Below are 18,498 nucleotides of genomic sequence, written 5' to 3'. Positions count from 1 at the left end.
TCATTCTCCAGCAAAGGCAAGGCAGGCGCTGAGCACGCGCTTCAGGATGGGTTGCAGGTGGGCAAGGCGCCGTGGATCGGGGCGGGGCGGCCAGTTTTCCGCCGTGGGCTCCGCCGGTTCCGCCAAATAGCCGCGCATCGCCAGTTCCATCTGCACGGCGTGGATGCCGCGCGCGGGATCGCCATGGTGGCGCGTGGTCCAGCCGCCTTTGAAGCGGCCGTTGACCACGTGGCTTTCGCCGCTGGCGGCGCAGACGGTGGCAACGGCTGCCTCCAGCTCTGGCGCGCAAGAGCGGCCATCGTTGGTGCCGATATTGAACAGCGGCAGTTCGCCGGGGAACAGGCGAGGCACGCGGCTGCGGATCGAATGTGCATCATAGAGCACCACGCGCGGGTAAATCGAACGAAGCCGTTCCATTTCCGCCGCCAACGCTGCGTGATAGGGTGCGTGCCAGGTTTCGCGGCGGTGGGCGATTTCGCCCTCCGCCAGCGGGGCGGGGATCAGCGGTTCGCCATCGAACGTCGTTTCCGGGCACAGGCCGGTGGTGGCCATGCCGGGATAGAGCGAGGCGCCCGAAGGATCGCGGTTGGCATCGATCACGCTGCGCGAAATGTCCGTCGCCACCAGCGTGGCACCCATATCGCGGGCAAAGTCATAGACTTCGTCGATCCACCAATCGGTATCACGCCGGGCCAGCCATTCCGATCCGAAGCCGCATCCGGCCAGATCGGTGCCGCCGTGGGGAAAGGCCACGATGAGTGGCGCGGTGCCGCGCTGGATGGTGAGCCAGTCCATCAGCCCAGCACCGGCAGTTGCAGCGGGCACGCCGCCAGCACGGCGCCGCGTTCGATCATGCCACGCGCGACAGCAATGTCTGGCGCGAAATGGCGGTCTTCGACCAGGGCGGGGACCACGCCGCGCAACATCGCGCGCACGGCCTCCAACGCGTCGCTCGATCGCAGGGGGGCGTGAAACTCGATGCCCTGCACGGCCGCGAGCAGTTCGAGGCCGAGGATCGCATCGAGGTTGCCGGCCATGTCGAGCAGGCGCCGCGCGCCGTGGGCGGCCATCGACACGTGGTCTTCCTGGTTGGCCGACGTGGGAATGGAATCGACGCTGCACGGCGCGGCGCGCTGCTTGTTTTCCGAAACCAGGGCTGCGGCCGTGACCTGCGGGATCATGAAGCCGGAATGCAGTCCCGGCAGCGGGGTGAGAAACGCGGGCAGGCCCGACAGCGCGGGATCGACCAGCATGGCCAGGCGGCGTTCCGACAGCGAGCCGATTTCGGCCAGCGCCAGGGCGATCATGTCGGCGGCAAAGGCCACTGGCTCGGCATGGAAATTGCCGCCCGACAGCGCTTCGTCGGTATCGGGGAAAATCAACGGATTGTCGGTGACGCCGTTCGCCTCGATTTCCAGCGTGCGCGCGGCCTGGCGCAGCACGTCGAGCGCGGCGCCCATCACTTGCGGCTGGCAACGCAGGCAATAGGGATCCTGCACGCGCGGATCATCCACCGCGTGGCTGGCGCGGATGGCGCTGCCGGCCATCAGCGCGCGCAGCGTGGCGGCGGTTTCGATCTGCCCGCCATGGCCGCGCAGGGCATGGATGCGATGGTCGAACGGGGTATCCGTGCCGCGCGCCGCCTCAGTCGACAGGGCGCCGGTGACCAGGCCGGTGGCGAGCAGGCGTTCAGCCGCAAATAGCCCGGCCAGCGCATTGGCCGTGGAAAACTGCGTGCCGTTGAGCAGCGCCAGGCCTTCCTTGGGCCCCAGCGCGACCGGCGTCAGGCCATGATCGGCCAGGGCCTGGGCCGCGGGCACGGCAATGCCATCCACGAAAATCTCGCCAACGCCCAGCATTGTGGCGGTCATGTGCGAAAGCGGGGCAAGATCGCCGCTGGCACCCACCGAACCCTGGCACGGCACCACCGGTACCAGGCCGCGCGCCAGCATGTCTGCCAGCAAGCGCACGGTGGCCACCTGCACGCCCGAGGCGCCCTGCGCCAGGCTGGCGAGCTTGAGTGCCATCATCAGCCGCACTACAGGCACGGGCGAGGGGGCGCCGGTGCCGGCGGCATGGCTGAGCACGATATTGCGTTGCAGGGCCGCCAAGTCTTCATCGGCGATGCGCACGCTGGCAAGTTTGCCAAAGCCGGTGTTGATGCCATAGACGGCATCGCCCTTGGCCAGGATGCGCGCGACGGCCGCGGCGCTGGCCGCGATCGCGCCCCAGGCATCATCATGCAGCACGACATCGGCGCCACCGTGGATCGCGCGCCAATCGGCCAGCGTGGCGGCGCCAGGGGTGAGGACGATTTGGGTCATTTTCCACTCCAGATGCGGGCATGGAGCGGCGCTGCGCCCATCCCGTGAACAAGATCGGCCGGGCGCGCGATATTCCAGATTGCGAGGTCTGCGCGTTGGCCAGGCACAAGCTGGCCCAGCGTGCCGGCCAGGCCCAGCGCGCGGGCGGCATGAACCGTGGCGCCGGCCAGGCATTCGTCCACTGTCAGGCCGAACAGCGTGGCGCCCATGTTCATGGCCAGCAGCAGCGCGGTGAGCGGCGAAGTGCCTGGGTTGCAATCCGTGGCGATGGCCATGGGCACGCCGGCGGCGCGCAGCGCGGAGATCGGCGGCTTGATGGTTTCGCGCATGAAATAGAACGCGCCGGGCAGCAGCATCGCTACAGTGCCGGCCCGGGCCATCGCGGCAATGCCATCTGCGTCAAGGTGTTCGAGATGATCGGCGCAGAGCGCGCCGTGGCTGGCGGCCAGTGCCGCGCCGCCCAAGTTGGAAAGCTGTTCGGCATGCAGGCGCACCGGCCGGCCGAGCGCGCGGGCCGCGCGGAACAGGCGATCGACCTGTGCCGGCGAAAAGGCAATGCCTTCGCAAAAGGCATCGACCGCATCGACCAGCCCCTCTGCCGCCAGCGTGGGCAGCCAATCGTCGGCCAGTTGCGCGATATAGCCATCGGCATTGCCGGCCCATTCGGGCGGCAGCGCGTGGGCACCCAGGAACGTGGTGACGATGCGCACCGGCCGCACCTGGCCCAGTTGCCGCGCAGCCAGTAGCATCGCGCGTTCGGCCTCGAGCGTCAGGCCATAGCCCGATTTGATTTCGACGCAGGTGACGCCTTGCGCCAGCAGCGCATCTAGGCGCGGCAGCGCGGCCCGAACCAGATCATCGACACTGGCGCCGCGCGTGGCACGCACAGTGGCCATGATCCCGCCGCCGGCGCGGGCGATATCCTGATAGGTGGCGCCAGCCAGGCGCGCCTCCCACTCATCGGAACGGTTGCCGGCAAAGACCAGGTGAGTGTGCGCATCGATCAGGCCTGGGGTGATCCAGCGGCCCTGGCAATCGACCGTTGCGTCTGCCTCCAGCGCCGGCGCTGCCGCGGCCGGCCCGGCATAGACGATAACCCCGTCGCGCGCGGCGATCATGCCGTTTTCGATGCGGCCCAGCGCGTCTGCGTCGGGGCCTTTCCCCGCCATCGTGACAAGGTGCGCATTGGTCCAGATCGTGTCGCAGCGCATGCTGGGTTGGTCCTTGCCGGAGGTGCGATAATGTATATACATAATCACGCAAGGAGCGTGACGATGCAAGCGGATTCTCAAACCCTGTTCTTCGATGCGGCCTGGCTGGCCGGGGGCTGGGCACGCCATGTGCGGATGACCGTGGCCGACGGGCAGATTGCCGCGATCGTGGCGGATCAGGCCCCGCGCGCCGGAGAGACGCGGCACGGCTGGGCCATGCCCGGCATGCCCAATTTGCACAGCCATGCCTTTCAGCGCGCCATGGCGGGCCTGGCTGAACGTGCCGGGCCGGGCGCAGACAGTTTCTGGACCTGGCGCGAGGCGATGTATCGCTTCGTCGGGCAGGTAACGCCCGAAGACCTGCTGGCCATTGCCGCGCAGGCGCAGGTGGAAATGCTGGAAACCGGCTTTACCCGCGTGGGTGAGTTTCACTATCTGCACCACGATGTGGCGGGGCAGCCCTATGCCGATCGGGCGCAGATGGCCGCCGCCGTGGTTGCCGCCGCGCAGGAGACCGGCATAGGCCTGACGCTGCTGCCCGTGCTCTATAGCCATTCCGGGTTTGGCGGGCAGCCGCCCAGCGCCGGGCAGGCGCGGTTCATCACCGACCTTGATGGCTTTGCCCGCCTGGTGGAGGCAGCGCGCGGCCATGCTGCGGCCTTGCCCGATGCGGTGGTGGGCGTGGCGCCGCACAGCCTGCGCGCGGTCACGCTCGACCAGTTGGCGCAGGTGAGCGCGCTGGCCCAGGGTGGGCCGATCCACATCCACATTGCCGAACAGGTAAAGGAAGTGGACGATTGCCTGGTGTGGAGCGGGCAGCGCCCGGTGGAACTGCTGCTCGACCGCGCCGGCGTCGACGCGCAGTGGTGCTTGGTCCACGCCACGCACATGACGCCGGCTGAAACGCTGGCCTTGGCGCGCAGCGGCGCAGTGGCGGGGCTATGCCCGATTACCGAGGCAAACCTGGGCGATGGGCTATTTCCGGCTGGCGCCTTTCTGGCCGCTGGTGGTCGCATCGGCGTGGGTAGCGATTCCAACGTGCGGATCGATGCGGCCGAGGAACTGCGCCTGCTGGAATATGGCCAGCGCCTGGACCAGCGCGGCCGGGCCGTGCTGGCGCAAGGGCCGGGCGCCTCGACCGGGGAAACGCTGCTGCGCGCCTGCCTTGCCGGCGGGGCGCAAGCGCTGGGACAGACATATACCGGCCTGGCGGTGGGCTCGCCTGCCGATTTCGTTACGCTTGATTCCGCCCATCCCGCTCTGGCTGGCCACAGGCCGGAAAGTGCAATTGACGCCTGGATTTTTGCCGGCGGCAGCAGCTTGGTCGATGGCGTGTGGCGCAGGGGCCGGCAGGTGGTGCAAGGTGGGCGCCACATCGCCCGTGATGCCATCGCCGCGCGCTATCGCGCCACCATGGCGGCGCTGCTCCACGCGTAAGCCGGCTCAGCGCGGCGCGCGGGCGGCGATGCGCGCCAGGCGGATAACCGGGCGCGCGACGTTGTCGTTTTGATCGAGAAATAGCACGTCGCGCTTGCCGGTGCGGCGCACCAGCCGCGTTTGCTGTGCAGCCGGGCCTTGCCAATCGAGCACGTAGAGCGTGGCGTCAGGATCGCTTTTCCAGCCGCGTTCGGTGTTGAGATCGCCCTCGCGCACATGGCCGTGCAGGCGCAGCCGATAGCGCGTGCCATGATCTTCAAAGCGGATCGGCCGGCCATCGGGGCCGAGGCCGGCGAACACCGCGTAGGCCGGCTGCGCAGGGCCGCTTGGATGGGCGTGCGCGGCGTGCGCGGCGAGGGGCGTTGCGACAAGCACGGCAAACGCGATGGCGGCGGGGCGAAGGAACATGGCGGCGATAGTGTCCGGCAATGGAAATGACCGCCGCAGCATGATGCGATCCTTCGCCGGCCGCAATATCCAGTGCTGGAAGGGTGGCTCCCTGAGTAGGATTCGAACCTACGGCCGCTCGATTAACAGTCGAGAGCTCTACCGCTGAGCTATCAGGGAACAGGCCCGGCGTGGCCGGGACAAGGCGGTGTTCTGCCATATGGCAGAAGAAGATGGCTCCCTGAGTAGGATTCGAACCTACGGCCGCTCGATTAACAGTCGAGAGCTCTACCGCTGAGCTATCAGGGAGCAGTCCCGGTTGCCCAGGACAGGTGCGCGCTAATAGCACTCATTTCGTGCATGGCAACCCGCCGCCGGCCAAATTTTTCCACAGCGCGCGCTGTGCGATCAACTCATGAACTGTTCGGCAAAGATGCGTTCGTCCAGGCTGCGGCCGCGATCGAACAGCAGGGTGAGCTGATGCTCGCGCCAGGCGCTGACGCGCACTTCGCTGATATCGCGCACCTCTTTCTGGTCGGCCACGACAAGCACCGGCCGCTTGACCGATTCGAGCACGCGAAACACGATTTCGGCAGTATCGGGCAGAATCGCCCCGCGCCAGCGACGGGGGCGGAACGGGCTGATCGGGGTGAGCGCCAGGATATTGGCGCCCAGCGGCAGGATCGGGCCATTGGCGGACAGGTTATAGGCGGTGGAGCCGGCCGGCGTTGCCACCAGCACGCCATCGCATGACAGTTCGGGAATGCGGGTCTTGCCGTTGACCACCACTTCCAGCTTGGCGGTCTGGCGGGTTTCACGCAGCAGCGACACTTCATTGATGGCATAGCAGCTTTGCGTTTCGCCGCTGGCAGTGGTCGCGTCCATGCGCAGCGGGCTGATCGCCACGGGACGGGCGCGGGCGATGCGCTCTTCCAGCGTGCGGCTGCTCTTGTGCTTGTTCATCAGAAAGCCAACGGTGCCCAGGTTCAGGCCATAGGCGGGCAGCACGCGATCGAAATCGAGCATGTAGTGCAGCACCTGCAGCATGTAGCCATCGCCGCCCAGCACGACGACCGCCTCTGCCTCGGCGAACGGCACCCAATCGCGGCTTTTCTTGAGCACGGCTGCTTCTGCCTGGGCCCGATCGGTGGGAGACGCCAGCAGCGCGAGCTTTTCATATGTGGCACTGTTTGCCGAACCGATCGCAGCCATTGTCACCCGTTCCCGGCCGCAGGAATCGCGGCGCATGTCGCTTTCGCCGCCGTGGCGCGGCAAAGCTGGGGGCGTGATATGGGGCGCCCCATAATGGCGCAACGCGAAAATGTCCCAGGTGTGCCCGGGGGCAGACAGCCGGCGCGTGGCTCTGCTAGGGCGAGGGGAAGATGACCATGCCTGCCAGCCCTGATTTGCCGCCCGTTGTCCCTGCCATCGCCCCTCCCCCTGGGCAGGACGGCTTGACGCAGGACGGCTTAACCGGGCTGGCCACGGCCGCGCAGGCGCGCGACTGGCTCGATCGGGCGGGCGCGCAGGGAACCGTGCAGGCCATGCTGATCGGCCTCAACCGGTTCCAGGCGGTGAACCTGGCCTTCGGCCATGGCGGCGGCGATCGCGTGCTGGCCGAAGTGGCGCGGCGCATTGCCCATTTCGCCGCCGAGGAACTGGCGCCGGGCGAGGGCGGCGATGGGCCGCCGCTGGTGGCGCGGGTTTCGGGCGGGGAATTTCTCGTCGCTTCGGCCAGCCGCCTCAGCCGCGAACGCTGGCAGGTTCTGGCCCAGGGGCTGGGGCGCAGCATTGCCCGGCCCTTGGCGCTGGGTGGCGATGCCGTGCGGCTGCTGCCGCGCATCGCGTTGCTGCGCGGCCAGGCATTGGAGGGCGGCAGCGCGTTGCTCGATCGGCTGGACCAGGCCCTGGCGCAACTCATGGTCGGTGGCGCGCGCCGTCTGGCCTGGGCCGATGGCCGCCACCGCGCGCGCGGGCGCAGTGTCGCCCGGCTTGAGGCAGACCTGATCGGCGCGCTGCATCGGCAAGAGATCGCCGTGCTCTATCAGCCGCAGTTTCGCGTGGACGATGGCATGCTGGCCGGGGCCGAGGCGCTGGCGCGGTGGGAGCATCCTGGCCTGGGGCGGATCGGCGCGGAAACGCTGTTTGCCGTAGCCGAGCGGGCTGATCAGATGGCGCCTCTGTCACACGCGATTGCCGGGGCCGCCTTGGCCGGGGCCCATGCCTGGCCCGCGCCGCTGCGCCTGTCGCTGAACGTGACGGCTGAGGATTTTGCCTTGCCCGATTTCGCGCCGGCTCTTTTGGCGCGCGCCGATGCGGCCGGCTTTGCCCCCGATCGGTTGACGATCGAGATTACCGAACAGACCCTGATTGCCGATTTCGATGCGTGTGCGGCGGCGCTGCGCACGCTGGCGGCACGCGGCGTGGCGGTGGCGCTCGATGATTTTGGCACCGGCTTTTCCAACTTCCGCACGCTCAAGGCGCTGCCGCTCGATACGCTCAAGCTCGATCGCTCGTTGGTGCGCGATGTGGCGCACGATGGCCGCGATCGCGCGATCCTGGCCGCGATGGTGGCCATGGCCCGGGCGCTGTCACTCAGCGTCGTGGCCGAAGGAGTGGAAAACGATGCGCAGCTGGCCGTGCTGGCGCAAGAGGGTGTCGACCTGTTCCAGGGCTTCCTGCGGGCCGGGCCGCTGGATGGCGCGGCCATGGCGCGCCTGGCGTCCGGGGCGCCGTAACAGCGCCCCGGCACAACCGATCAGAAGCGCGTGACGAGCGCGGCAACGACCTGGTGGCGGCGCACCGAAATGCCGGTGTTCTGGCCTTCGATGTAGGTGTGGCCATAGTCGGAATAGCGATATTCAACGCGGGCCACGATCGGCTGGCTCACGGCCACTTCCACGCCGCCGCCCAGACGGAAACCGCCGTTGTTGAAGCCATAGCCGGTGTTGCCATAGTCAAGGTGCAGGCGGGCGTTGGTGTAGCCGCCCTTGGCATAGACCGAAACCTGCGGGTTGACGGCATAGGCCGCACGCACGCCGGCATAGAGGTCACGGCCGGCCTTGAGCGCCACGGTGCCATCGCTTTCCTTGACGGTCGAACCATCGGCTTCCAGTTCAACGCCCACGCTGCCCTGGCCCATGGCATAGTCATAGCCGGCGACGACGCCATAGACGAAGCCGTCCTTGCTGCCCTTGTCGCCCTGAACGGCCAGGGTCACGTGATCGTAACCACCAACAACGCCAACGGTGAAGCCGCTGTGATTGGCAACTTCCTGGGCCATCGCGGGAGCGGCGCAAGCAAAAGCAGCCGTGGCGGCGCCAAGGGCAAAGATCTTCTTCATTGTGGTATCGTCCTGCAATGTGATTTTTTGGTGCTGACAACATCACCGGGATGTGATCGCCCCGTGCCGATAGTTTTTGTCTGGCAGGATGGTCAACGCATGGTCATGATATGCAGGGATTTGTAACACTATGTGTGGCATAAAAGCCGCATGAACACGATTGCCGCCGGGTTTGCTGGCTCGGTGGTTGGAAAATCTGCATTTTCTGCCTGCGGCCTCAACCATGACAGCCGGCGTGGTTGTCACGGCGGTCAGGCGGCCTTTTTCGCCGCCCGCCGCGCGATGGTGGAAAGCCCCTTGGTCAGTTGCACCAGGCCGTTCAACCGCCCTTGCGCATCGCCCCAGGCGCGCTGGATCACCAGCTTGTTGTCAGGGCGCAGCTTGGCCGTGCCCTTGAGCCGCTCGACATAGGCGATCAGGCCCATGGGATCGGGGAAATCGTCGTTGTGGAACGAGACGAGCACACCCTTTGGCCCCACGTCGATCTTGGCGATGCGCGCCTCGATCGCCTGGCGCTTGACCTCGATCAGCTGCAGCAGGTTCTGTGTGGGCGGGGGCAGCGGGCCGAAACGGTCGATCATTTCGGCCGCCAGCGCTTCCACCGCATCGGCGCCTTCGGCGTCGTTCATGCGGCGATAGAGCGCCATGCGCACGGCCAGGTCGGGCACGTATTCTTCCGGGATCATGATCGGCGCATCCAGCGTGATCTGCGGGCTGAGCGCGTCGCGTTCGCGCGCCATGCCGATATCGCCAGCCTTGGCCGCCAGGATCGCATCTTCCAGCATCGACTGGTAAAGCTCGAAGCCCACTTCCTTGATATGGCCGGATTGTTCGTCACCCAGCAGGTTGCCGGCGCCACGCAGATCGAGATCGTGGCTGGCCAGCTGGAACCCGGCGCCCAGCGAATCCAGATCGCCCAGCACTTTCAGGCGCTTTTCTGCCACTTCCGACAGGGCCTGGTCTTCGGGATAGGTGAGATAAGCATAGGCGCGCAGCTTGCCCCGGCCAACACGGCCACGCAGCTGGTAGAGCTGCGCCAGGCCAAAGCGATCGGCGCGGTGCAGCACGATGGTATTGGCGCTGGGGATGTCTATGCCGCTTTCGATGATCGTGGTCGAGAGCAGCACTTCGTACTTCTTTTCGTAGAAGGCGCTCATGCGGTCTTCCACCTCGGTCGGGCTCATCTGCCCGTGCGCGGTGACAAAGCGGATTTCCGGCACGTTGAGGCGCAGCCAGTCTTCCACTTCGGCCATGTCGGCAATGCGCGGAACGACGATGAAGCTCTGCCCGCCGCGCTGGTGTTCGCGCATCAACGCCTCGCGCATGGTCACGTCGTCCCACGGCATGACATAAGTGCGCACCGCCAGGCGATCGACCGGCGGGGTCTGGATGGTGGACAGCTCGCGCAGGCCTGACATGGCCATCTGCAAGGTGCGCGGGATCGGTGTGGCAGTGAGCGTGAGGACGTGGACGTCGGTCTTGAGCTCCTTGAGCTTTTCCTTGTGCGTCACGCCAAAGCGCTGTTCCTCGTCGACGATGACCAGGCCAAGGCGCTTGAATTCCACCGACTTGGACAAAAGCGCGTGGGTGCCCACGACGATATCGACCGTGCCGGCGGTGAGCCCGGCGCGGGTTTCGGCGGCTTCCTTGGCCGGCACCAGGCGCGAGAGGCGGCCAATCTGGATGGGAAAGCCCGAAAAGCGCTCGACGAAATTGGCATAGTGCTGGCGCGCCAGCAGCGTGGTGGGGGCGATCACCGCCACCTGGTGCCCGGCCATGGCGGCCACGAACGCGGCACGCAGTGCCACCTCGGTCTTGCCAAAGCCCACGTCGCCGCAGACCAGGCGGTCCATCGGCTTGCCTTCGGCCATGTCGCCAAGCACGTCGTCGATGGCGCGGTCCTGGTCTTCGGTTTCTTCCCAGGGGAAGCGATCGACGAACGGGCCATAGCTGGCGGGATCGACCGCCAGGACATCGGCCTGGCGCAGCGCGCGCAGTGCGGCCGTGGCCATAAGCTGCCCGGCCATTTCCAGGATGCGCTCGCGCATGCGCGCCTTGCGCCGCTGCCAGCCTTCACCCCCCAGCTTGTCGAGCGCAACGTTCTCGCTTTCGGCGCCATAGCGCGACAGCACATCGAGGTTTTCGACCGGGATATAGAGCTTGTCACCGCCGGCATAAGTCAGCTGCACGCAATCGTGCGGGCTCTTGCCCACGGTGATCGCTTCGAGCCCCTCGTACCGGCCGATGCCATGGTCCATGTGAACGACAAGGTCGCCCGGGATCAGCGCGGAAAGCTCTGCCAGGAAAGCGTCGGCGTCCTTGCGCTTCTTTTTGCGGCGCACCAGGCGGTCGCCCAGGATGTCCTGCTCGGTCAGCAGTTCCAGGGTATCGTTGGCAAAGCCCTGTTCCAGCGGCAGGACCACGGCCACCGGGCGGCCGCTGGCAGCCAGGCCCAGCGCTTCCTGCCAGGTGTCGGCCAGGGCCGGGGCCTGCTTACCCGCTTCGGCCAGCAGCGAGGCCAGCCGCGCGCGCGAGCCGGTGGTATAGGCCGCGACGATCGGCTTGCGCCCGCGCGTGCCTAGTGCGGCGAGATGCTTGGCCGTCGCTTCATAGATATTGACGCCCTGCGCGCGATCGGGGGTGAAATCGCGCGCGCTGGCAAAGCCGAAATCGATGACGCTGGCGCTTTCCGGCTCGGCAAAGATCGTGGCGCGGTGCACCGGCCAGCCGGCCAGCGCGCGATCGAGCTCCTCGCGCGTCAGATAGAGCGCGTCGGGCTTCAACGGGCGATAGGTGCCCGATTGACGCGCCGCTGCCTCTGTCCGGGCGGCATAGTAATCGGCAATGTCGTCCAGCCGGCTTTCGGCGGCCTTGGCCGCGCCAGCATCGAGCACGACGAGATCGCCCTCGGTCAGGTGATCGAACAGCGTGACCATGCGCTCTTCGAACAGCGGCAGCCAATGCTCCATGCCGGCCAGGCGCCGGCCTTCGCTGACCGCCTGGTACAGCGCATCGCTGGTGGCATTGGCGCCAAAGATTTCGCGATAGCGGCTGCGGAACCGCTTGATCGACGTTTCATCGAGCAGCGCCTCGCTTGCCGGAAGCAGCAGATGGGTTTCCACCGGCTGCACCGAACGCTGCGTGCTGGGGTCGAACAGGCGCAGCGTTTCGAGCTCGTCGCCAAAGAAATCGAGGCGCAGCCCGTGATCGAGCCCGGTGGGATAGATATCGAAGACCGAACCACGCACCGCATATTCGCCGGCATCGACCACGGTATCGGTGCGCGAATAGCCCTGGCGTTGCAGCAGGGCGATCAGGCTTTCACGGCCTATTTCCACGCCCGGCGTCAACAGGCGGGTGGATTCGCGGATGCGGAACGGGGAAAGCGTGCGCTGGAGCACGGCATTGATCGTGGTGACCAGCAGCTGCGGCCGCGCGTCGCGCTTGTGCTGCAGCTTTTGCAGCGCCGCCAGCCGCCGCGCGCTGATCGACAGGGCGGGAGAGGCACGATCGAACGGCAGGCAATCCCACGCCGGGAAATCGATCACGTCCAGCTCGGGTGCAAAGAAACCCGCGCTTTCCACCACCGCGCGCAGGGCGGCATCGTCAGGCGTGATGAACACGCAGCGGCCCTGGGCTTTCGCAGCCGCTGCGGCGCGGGCGAGGTCGGCCATGACCAGCGGCTGGGCACCGCGCGCCACGCTGGCAAGCGTCAGCGGGCTGCGGGCGGAAAGAATGCGGGTCAGGTCTGGCATGGGCGGTTCTTTAAAGCGTGCGTTGCGTGCGCGCCCTTCGACAGGCTCAGGGCGAACGGAGATTGGTATACGGGGCGGGGACAAGCTCAGCCCGAACGGACAAAACACGAAGCATTGCAATAACGTTCCGTTCGCCCTGAGCCTGTCGAAGGGCGGGAAACGCAACCCCTCAGCGCGGAATCTCGACGTAATCAAGTTGGCGCATGCGGTCCATCAACGGCCCGGCATATTCTTCCGGCACCGACAGCGTGCCCAGCGCCCAGCCCAGGATATCGACGTCTTCCTCGTCCATCAGGGTTTCGAACCACACGGCCTCGGCCTCTCCCCAGGTGGAGTGGAAACGGTCGAAGAAGCAGCCGATCATGTAATCGGCCTCGCGCGTGCCGCGGTGCCAGGCACGGAATTTCATGCGGCGCAGGCGCGCGTCGTCCAGCTGCGGGGAGTCGGGAGTCGCGGTCGTTTCGGTCATGACGGCTGCGGGTAAGCCAGCTTGCCCCATGGCGCAACGGCCCGATGGTGATTATGGAGCCGCCATGCGCCCTGATCTGCTCAATCCCCTGTTTGCCGAGGCCACCAGCCTGAAGGGCGTGGGTGCCGGCCTTGCCCGCCCGCTCGACAAGCTGGGGCTGACGCGGGTGCGCGACTTTCTCTATCACCTGCCCGATCGTTTCGTGCAGCGGCGCGCCGTGGCCACGCTGGACGAGGCTGCGCTGGGCGAGCAGATCATCGTGGCGCTGACCGTGCGCGAGCATCGCCAGCCAGCCGGGCGCGGGCCGTTTCGCGTGGTTGCCGAAGACAGCGTGGGCAACCATGTGTCGGTCACCTATTTCGGGCGCGCGGCCTATACCGCGAAAAAGGCGCTGCCGGTGGGCGAGAAACGCTGGGTGGCCGGGCGGCTCGACCAGTATGGCCAGACCTGGCAGATCGTGCACCCCGACCACGTCAGCGAAGACAGCGCCGGCTTGCAGGGCCACCTGACCGAAGCGGTCTATCCCCTGTCGGAAGGGCTGACGCAGGGGCGTATCGCCAGCCTGGTGCACCAGGCGCTGGGCCAGGCGCCGCGCCTGCCCGAATGGATCGAGCCGGGCCTGCTGGCGCGCGAGGAATGGCCGGCATGGCACGAAGCACTGGCCCGCACGCACCAGGCGCCGGACAAGCGCGCCAAGGACCGGCTTGCCTATGACGAACTGTTTGCCAATGCCCTGGCGCTGATGCTGGTGCGCGCGGCCAACCGCAACCGGGTTGGCCAGCCGCTGCACGGCGATGGGCACTTGCGTGCCAAGCTCAACCTGCCGTTCACGCTGACTGGCGCGCAAAGCCGGGCCATTGCCGAAATCGAAAGCGACATGGCCCAAGGCAGCCCGATGCTGCGACTGCTGCAGGGCGATGTCGGCTCGGGCAAGACGGCCGTGGCGCTGCACGCCATGCTGGTGGCAGTGGAGGCGGGCGGGCAGGCGGCCTTGCTGGCGCCGACCGAAATCCTGGCGCGACAGCATGCCGACACGCTGGCCAAGATGGCGCGCGGCACCGGGGTGAACATCGCGCTGCTCACCGGCCGCGACAAGGGCCGCGCGCGCGAAGCGCTGTTGATGAACCTGCTCGATGGCGGGATCGACATTCTGGTGGGCACCCACGCGATCTTTCAGGACAGCGTCGCCTATCGCAACCTGGCGCTGGTGGTGATCGACGAGCAGCACCGCTTTGGCGTGGGGCAGCGCCTGATGCTCACGCAAAAGGCACGGCGCACGCCGCACTGCCTGGCGATGACCGCCACCCCGATCCCGCGCACGCTGACCCTGGCGCAATACGGCGAGATGGAAGTGTCGCGGCTGGATGAAATGCCGCCCGGCCGCCAGGCGATCGACACGCGCGTGGTGGCGCAGGAACGCCTGGCCGATGTGATCGACGGGATCGGCCGCCACATTGCCGCCGGGCACCAGGCCTATTGGGTGTGCCCCATGGTGCGCGAGGCAGAGAACGAGGATCTCGCCGCCGCCGAGGCGCGCCACGCCATGCTGGCCGAGCGTTTTGGCGAGCGCGTGGTCATGGTTCATGGCCAGATGCGGCCCGAGGCCAAGGACGCGGCGATGGAGCGGTTTGCCAGCGGAGAGGCGAGCCTCTTGGTCGCGACAACCGTGATCGAGGTGGGGGTGGACGTGCCCAATGCCACGCTGATGGTGATCGAGCAGGCCGAACGCTTTGGCCTGGCGCAGCTGCATCAGCTGCGCGGGCGCGTGGGGCGGGGCAGCCAGAAATCCACCTGCCTGCTGCTGCGCGGCGACATGGTGAGCAAGGTGGGCCGCGAGCGGCTGGCGCTGATGCGCGAAACCCAGGACGGGTTCCTGCTGGCCGAGGAAGACCTGCGCCTGCGCGGTGGCGGCGAACTTTTGGGCACGCGGCAATCTGGCGACACCCCGTTTCGCGTCGCCGATTTCGAGCAGATCGCCAACCTGCTGCCCATCGCGCACGATGATGCGCGGCTGTTGATGGAGCGCGATGGCGGGCTGTCTTCCCCGCGCGGAGAAGCGGCGCGGGTGCTGCTCTATCTGTTCGAGCGCGATTGGGGCGTCCAGCTGCTGCGCGGCGGCTGAACCGCGGCGGATCGCGGCTTTCGCCAAGATTCCAGAGCATTCCAAGCTGTTGCCAGCCGGCAACACTCTGCGGCCATTGCCCGCTTGGCCCAGCGCCCAGCGCAACATGCCTTGACAGCCTGCGCATACGAATCCTATTTATCGTATAAATAAGACTTCACTGTTTTCCGGGAGGGGCTTTCATGCATCTCGATTTCCGTCGTGTTCTGTGTGCAACCAGCGTGCTGGCGCTGGCCGTGGGTTCCAACGCCGCATTTGCGCAATCGGCTGACAGCGTTGCCGCGCCGCAGGCCGCTGCCGAGGCCGCGTCCGATCAGGCCATCGTCGTCACCGGTCTGCGCGCCTCGTTGCGCGATGCGCTCAATGCCAAGCGCAACACCGCCGTGGTGGCCGAAACCATCAGTTCCAAGGACATCGGCGTTCTGCCCGATGTGACCATCGCCGATTCGCTGGGCCGCCTGCCGGGCGTGACCGCCACGCGCGATCGCGGCAATGCCAGCCAGGCCGCAGTGCGCGGCCTTGGCCCGCGCCTGGTGCTGGGCCTGATCAACGGCCGCGAAGTGGCCTCGTCAGAGCCCGACCGCAACGTGCGCTGGGAAATCTACCCGTCCGAAATCGTCTCGTCGGTGGCGGTGTACAAGGGCCAGAGCGCCAACTTCATCGCAGGTGGCGTGGCCGCGACGATCGACATCCAGACGATCAAGCCGCTGGACTATCACGGCCCGGCGCTGACCGTGCGCGGCGGCGCGATCTATAACGATGGCGGCAAGGACATTCCCGGCTATTCCGGCCTCGGCGCGCGTGGCAGCGCACAATATGTCGGCAAGCTGACCGACAATCTCGGCCTGGTGCTGGGCGGCACCTACCAGCGGCAGAAGAACGGCTTCGAAAGCTTCCAGGGCTGGGGCTATAACACGCCCGACACCGGCACGCCGCCGACCGATGCCAGCGGCAACAAGATCAACGCCCCCTGGGGTGCCCAGTCCGAAGTCAAGGGCCTGACCGAAACCCGCTGGAGCACCACCGCCGCGTTGCAGTGGAAGCCGGGTTCCTATTGGGACATCACGCTCGACGGCCTCTATTCCAACATCAAGATCAACGAAAACCAGGCGCAACAGTGGTACGGCCGGTCCAACGGCTGGGGCGACTGGGGCGGCAATTTCGGGCAGCCGGGCGATATCTATCAGCCGGGCAACTATACGCTGGCTGGCAACACGGTGACGGGCGCCACGCTCAACAACTATTCCTCGGTCACCAACGTGTTCGGCAAATACACCGAAGACAAGACGCTGTTCGTCTCGGGCCTCAACGCCAAGTATGACGACGGCACGTGGTCGGTGAAGACCGACGTCTCCTATTCCAGCGCCAAGCGCAACAACCTCTATCGCTCGGTCGCGACGGAATTCTATCCGTCGAGCACGACCTTTGCCACCGGCGCAGGCCAGGTGCCGTCGCTCTCGGTCAGCGGTGCCAATGTCGGCGACACGTCTGCCCAGACGGTGCAGAGCTATTACCCCGGTCTCTATGACGGGCCGCAGCGCCTGCATGATGACCTGGGCGCCGGGCAGATCGACATTCGCCGCGCCGTCAACAGTGGCTGGCTGGCGGGCGTGGGCGTGGGCCTGCGCTATTCCAACCGGGTCAAGAGCCTGGCCTATGGCAGCGGCAGCGTGGGCACGATCGGCGGTGGCAACGTCACGCTCAACGCCGCTGACCTGACCGCGTTCAATGTGCGCAATTTCAGCGTGCCGACCATGGTCTATGGCAATTTCGACACGATTGCCGCGCAGTCGGTGGTCTATACCCCCGGTGCCGATGATCCCACCAAGGGCTGGCGTGTGCGCGAGGACGACATGGAAGGCTATGTCATGGCCGACCTTGGCGGGAATGGCTTTTCGGGCAACGTTGGCGTGCGTTTCGTCGATGTGGTCACGCACAGCACCGCGGCCGGTTCGAGCACGTCGTGGGATCCGACCGCCAACAACGGCAGCGGCGCCAATGTCACCACGATTTTCCCGATCCAGGGCAACAGCCACTATTTCCGCGCGCTGCCCAGCATCAACCTGAACTTCGAGTTGACCGATACGCTCAAGCTGCGCGTTGCCGCCGCGCGCGTCATCTCGCGTCCGCCGCTCGATGAACTGCGCGCCAACCGCATCCTGTCGGTCTATCCGCCGCAGTTGACCGGCAGTGCCGGCAATCCCACATTGCGGCCATTCATGGCGACGCAGGGTGACATCTCGGCGGAATGGTACTTCCACAAGGATGCGCTGCTGGCCGTGGCCGGCTATTACAAGGATGTCGATACCAACATCGGCTATACCCAGACCACCCAGAACATCGGTGGCGCCGATTACCTGATCACCGGCCCGGCCAACGGCAAGGGCGGCTATATCGCCGGCGTGGAAACCACGTTGCAGATGCCGTTCTACTTCATTCCCGGCCTCGACAAGTTCGGTATCTATGCCAACGCCGCCTTCGTGAAGTCCGACCTCAAGGAACTGGCGCCCAAGGCCAATCCGTTCCCGGCGGTGGGGCTGGCCGATTTCACCGGCGAGTTCGACCTGTGGTATTCGGATCATGGCATCGATGCGCGCCTGGCGCTCAAGCATCATAGCCCGTTCACGGTGATCTATGGCTGGGATGCCTCGCAGCTGACGCGCCTGGACAGCGAAACCACGCTGGGTGCCAGCATCGGCTACAGCATCACCAAGAACATCTCGGTGCGGGTCCAGGCCAACAACCTGACCAACCAGGTGGCGCGCTTCTACTGGAACAACGATCCCAACCAGATCGCCCGCTATGAAAAGTATGGCCGCAGCTATCTGGCCGATGTGACCGTGCGCTATTGATCGTTTCAGGGCGGTTCGATCCTCTCCCCGAACCGCCCTCAACCTGCCAGGGCGCCGCAGCGATGCGGCGCCCTTTTTCTTGGCACTGCGCCGGTGCCATGCAACAAGCGGGCATGACCCGTCGCATCGTGCGTATCCTGCTTGGCCTGCTCTATTTTGCTGCAGGCGTGCTGCACCTGGCGCTGCCCGCGCCATTCCTCAAGATCACGCCTGCCTGGGTGCCACTGGCGCCGCTGGTGATCACGCTGACCGGGCTGGCCGAACTGGCCGGCAGCGTGGCGCTGGTGCAGGGCCATAGCCCCGCCTTGCGCCGCGCCGCGGGCTGGGGCCTGGCGGCCTATGCGCTGTGCGTGTGGCCGGCCAATGTGAACCATATGCTGATGGACCTGGCGCGGCCCGATCATGGCCTGGGCCTGGCGTATCACATCCCGCGCATGCTGGCGCAGCCGCTGCTGATCTGGGCCGCGCTGTGGGCTGGCGGGGTGGTGGGCCGCCACCACATTCCCGTAAAACGCTGAAAAAAGCCCCCTCCTCTTCAGAGGAGGGGGTTGGGGGTGGTGCGAAACCTGGCGCAACTGCCCAAAACAAGCGGGACCCC

Annotated in this window: 14 protein-coding genes and 2 tRNA genes; 6 read left to right on the top strand and 10 right to left on the bottom strand. The window is 66.5% G+C overall.

The genetic code is table 11. The features are described 5' to 3' along the window. Genes hutG through hutI form a run of 3 tightly spaced genes read right to left on the bottom strand, consistent with a single transcriptional unit; the run spans position 1 to position 3,535 of the window. Positions 1-795, bottom strand: coding sequence for an N-formylglutamate deformylase (gene hutG, locus IP65_RS01470; RefSeq protein ID WP_054130517.1), 795 nt, complete (start codon positions 793-795; stop codon positions 1-3). Then, on the bottom strand, positions 795-2,324 hold the full coding sequence (gene hutH / locus IP65_RS01465) for a histidine ammonia-lyase (protein ID WP_054130516.1): 1,530 nt from the start codon (positions 2,322-2,324) through the stop codon (positions 795-797). Before hutH ends, hutG begins: the two co-directional genes overlap by 1 nt. Then, entirely contained in the window at positions 2,321-3,535 is a 1,215-nt protein-coding gene (hutI, locus tag IP65_RS01460; protein ID WP_054130863.1) for an imidazolonepropionase, read from the bottom strand. Before hutI ends, hutH begins: the two co-directional genes overlap by 4 nt. Positions 3,536-3,598: 63 nt before the next feature. Between hutI and IP65_RS01455 the strand changes: the two genes are divergently transcribed. Continuing rightward, positions 3,599-4,972 carry a formimidoylglutamate deiminase gene (locus IP65_RS01455; protein ID WP_054130515.1) on the top strand — a complete coding sequence of 458 codons (1,374 nt, stop codon included), beginning with the start codon at positions 3,599-3,601 and terminating at the stop codon, positions 4,970-4,972. Between the two features lie 6 nt (positions 4,973-4,978). Here IP65_RS01455 and IP65_RS01450 read toward each other — a convergent pair whose 3' ends face one another. The 4 genes from IP65_RS01450 to IP65_RS01435 form a co-directional block, all read right to left on the bottom strand. Further along, entirely contained in the window at positions 4,979-5,380 is a 402-nt protein-coding gene (locus IP65_RS01450; RefSeq protein WP_054130514.1) for a hypothetical protein, read from the bottom strand. Between the two features lie 84 nt (positions 5,381-5,464). Continuing rightward, positions 5,465-5,539, bottom strand: a tRNA-Asn gene (locus IP65_RS01445). A gap of 54 nt (positions 5,540-5,593) precedes the next feature. After that, positions 5,594-5,668, bottom strand: a tRNA-Asn gene (locus IP65_RS01440). Between the two features lie 99 nt (positions 5,669-5,767). Continuing rightward, entirely contained in the window at positions 5,768-6,571 is an 804-nt protein-coding gene (locus IP65_RS01435) for an NAD kinase (RefSeq protein ID WP_043609077.1), read from the bottom strand. A gap of 170 nt (positions 6,572-6,741) precedes the next feature. Between IP65_RS01435 and IP65_RS01430 the strand changes: the two genes are divergently transcribed. Beyond that, positions 6,742-8,097, top strand: coding sequence for a bifunctional diguanylate cyclase/phosphodiesterase (locus IP65_RS01430; RefSeq protein ID WP_231627508.1), 1,356 nt, complete (start codon positions 6,742-6,744; stop codon positions 8,095-8,097). 20 nt (positions 8,098-8,117) lie between these two features. Here the strand turns inward: IP65_RS01430 and IP65_RS01425 are convergent, their stop codons facing one another. After that, on the bottom strand, positions 8,118-8,642 hold the full coding sequence (locus tag IP65_RS01425; RefSeq protein ID WP_231627546.1) for an outer membrane protein: 525 nt from the start codon (positions 8,640-8,642) through the stop codon (positions 8,118-8,120). Here IP65_RS01425 and IP65_RS21910 point away from each other — a divergent pair. Continuing rightward, positions 8,580-8,828 carry a hypothetical protein gene (locus IP65_RS21910; protein ID WP_231627552.1) on the top strand — a complete coding sequence of 83 codons (249 nt, stop codon included), beginning with the start codon at positions 8,580-8,582 and terminating at the stop codon, positions 8,826-8,828. The genes IP65_RS01425 and IP65_RS21910 overlap by 63 nt on opposite strands. 125 nt (positions 8,829-8,953) lie before the next feature. Here the strand turns inward: IP65_RS21910 and mfd are convergent, their stop codons facing one another. Together mfd and IP65_RS01415 are read right to left on the bottom strand one after the other, a co-directional pair. Continuing rightward, entirely contained in the window at positions 8,954-12,457 is a 3,504-nt protein-coding gene (gene mfd / locus IP65_RS01420; protein WP_054130513.1) for a transcription-repair coupling factor, read from the bottom strand. Between the two features lie 169 nt (positions 12,458-12,626). Next, positions 12,627-12,926, bottom strand: coding sequence for a succinate dehydrogenase assembly factor 2 (locus tag IP65_RS01415; protein ID WP_054130512.1), 300 nt, complete (start codon positions 12,924-12,926; stop codon positions 12,627-12,629). A 64-nt stretch (positions 12,927-12,990) separates the two neighbouring features. Between IP65_RS01415 and recG the strand changes: the two genes are divergently transcribed. From recG to IP65_RS01400, 3 genes are all read left to right on the top strand, one after another. Next, a complete protein-coding gene (gene recG, locus IP65_RS01410) occupies positions 12,991-15,048 on the top strand; it encodes an ATP-dependent DNA helicase RecG (protein WP_054130861.1) in 2,058 nt (685 codons plus the stop codon). Between the two features lie 182 nt (positions 15,049-15,230). Beyond that, positions 15,231-17,900: a TonB-dependent receptor gene (locus tag IP65_RS01405; protein ID WP_054130511.1), complete on the top strand. Its 2,670-nt coding sequence runs from the start codon at positions 15,231-15,233 to the stop codon at positions 17,898-17,900. Between the two features lie 113 nt (positions 17,901-18,013). Then, complete coding sequence (locus IP65_RS01400; RefSeq protein ID WP_054130510.1) at positions 18,014-18,418, top strand: hypothetical protein; 405 nt, start codon at positions 18,014-18,016, stop codon at positions 18,416-18,418. Positions 18,419-18,498: the final 80 nt, after the last annotated feature.

Source organism: Novosphingobium sp. AAP1, from assembly GCF_001295765.1.
GTDB classification, from domain to species: domain Bacteria; phylum Pseudomonadota; class Alphaproteobacteria; order Sphingomonadales; family Sphingomonadaceae; genus Novosphingobium; species Novosphingobium capsulatum.
This window is presented reverse-complemented; position numbering and strand designations above follow the sequence as displayed.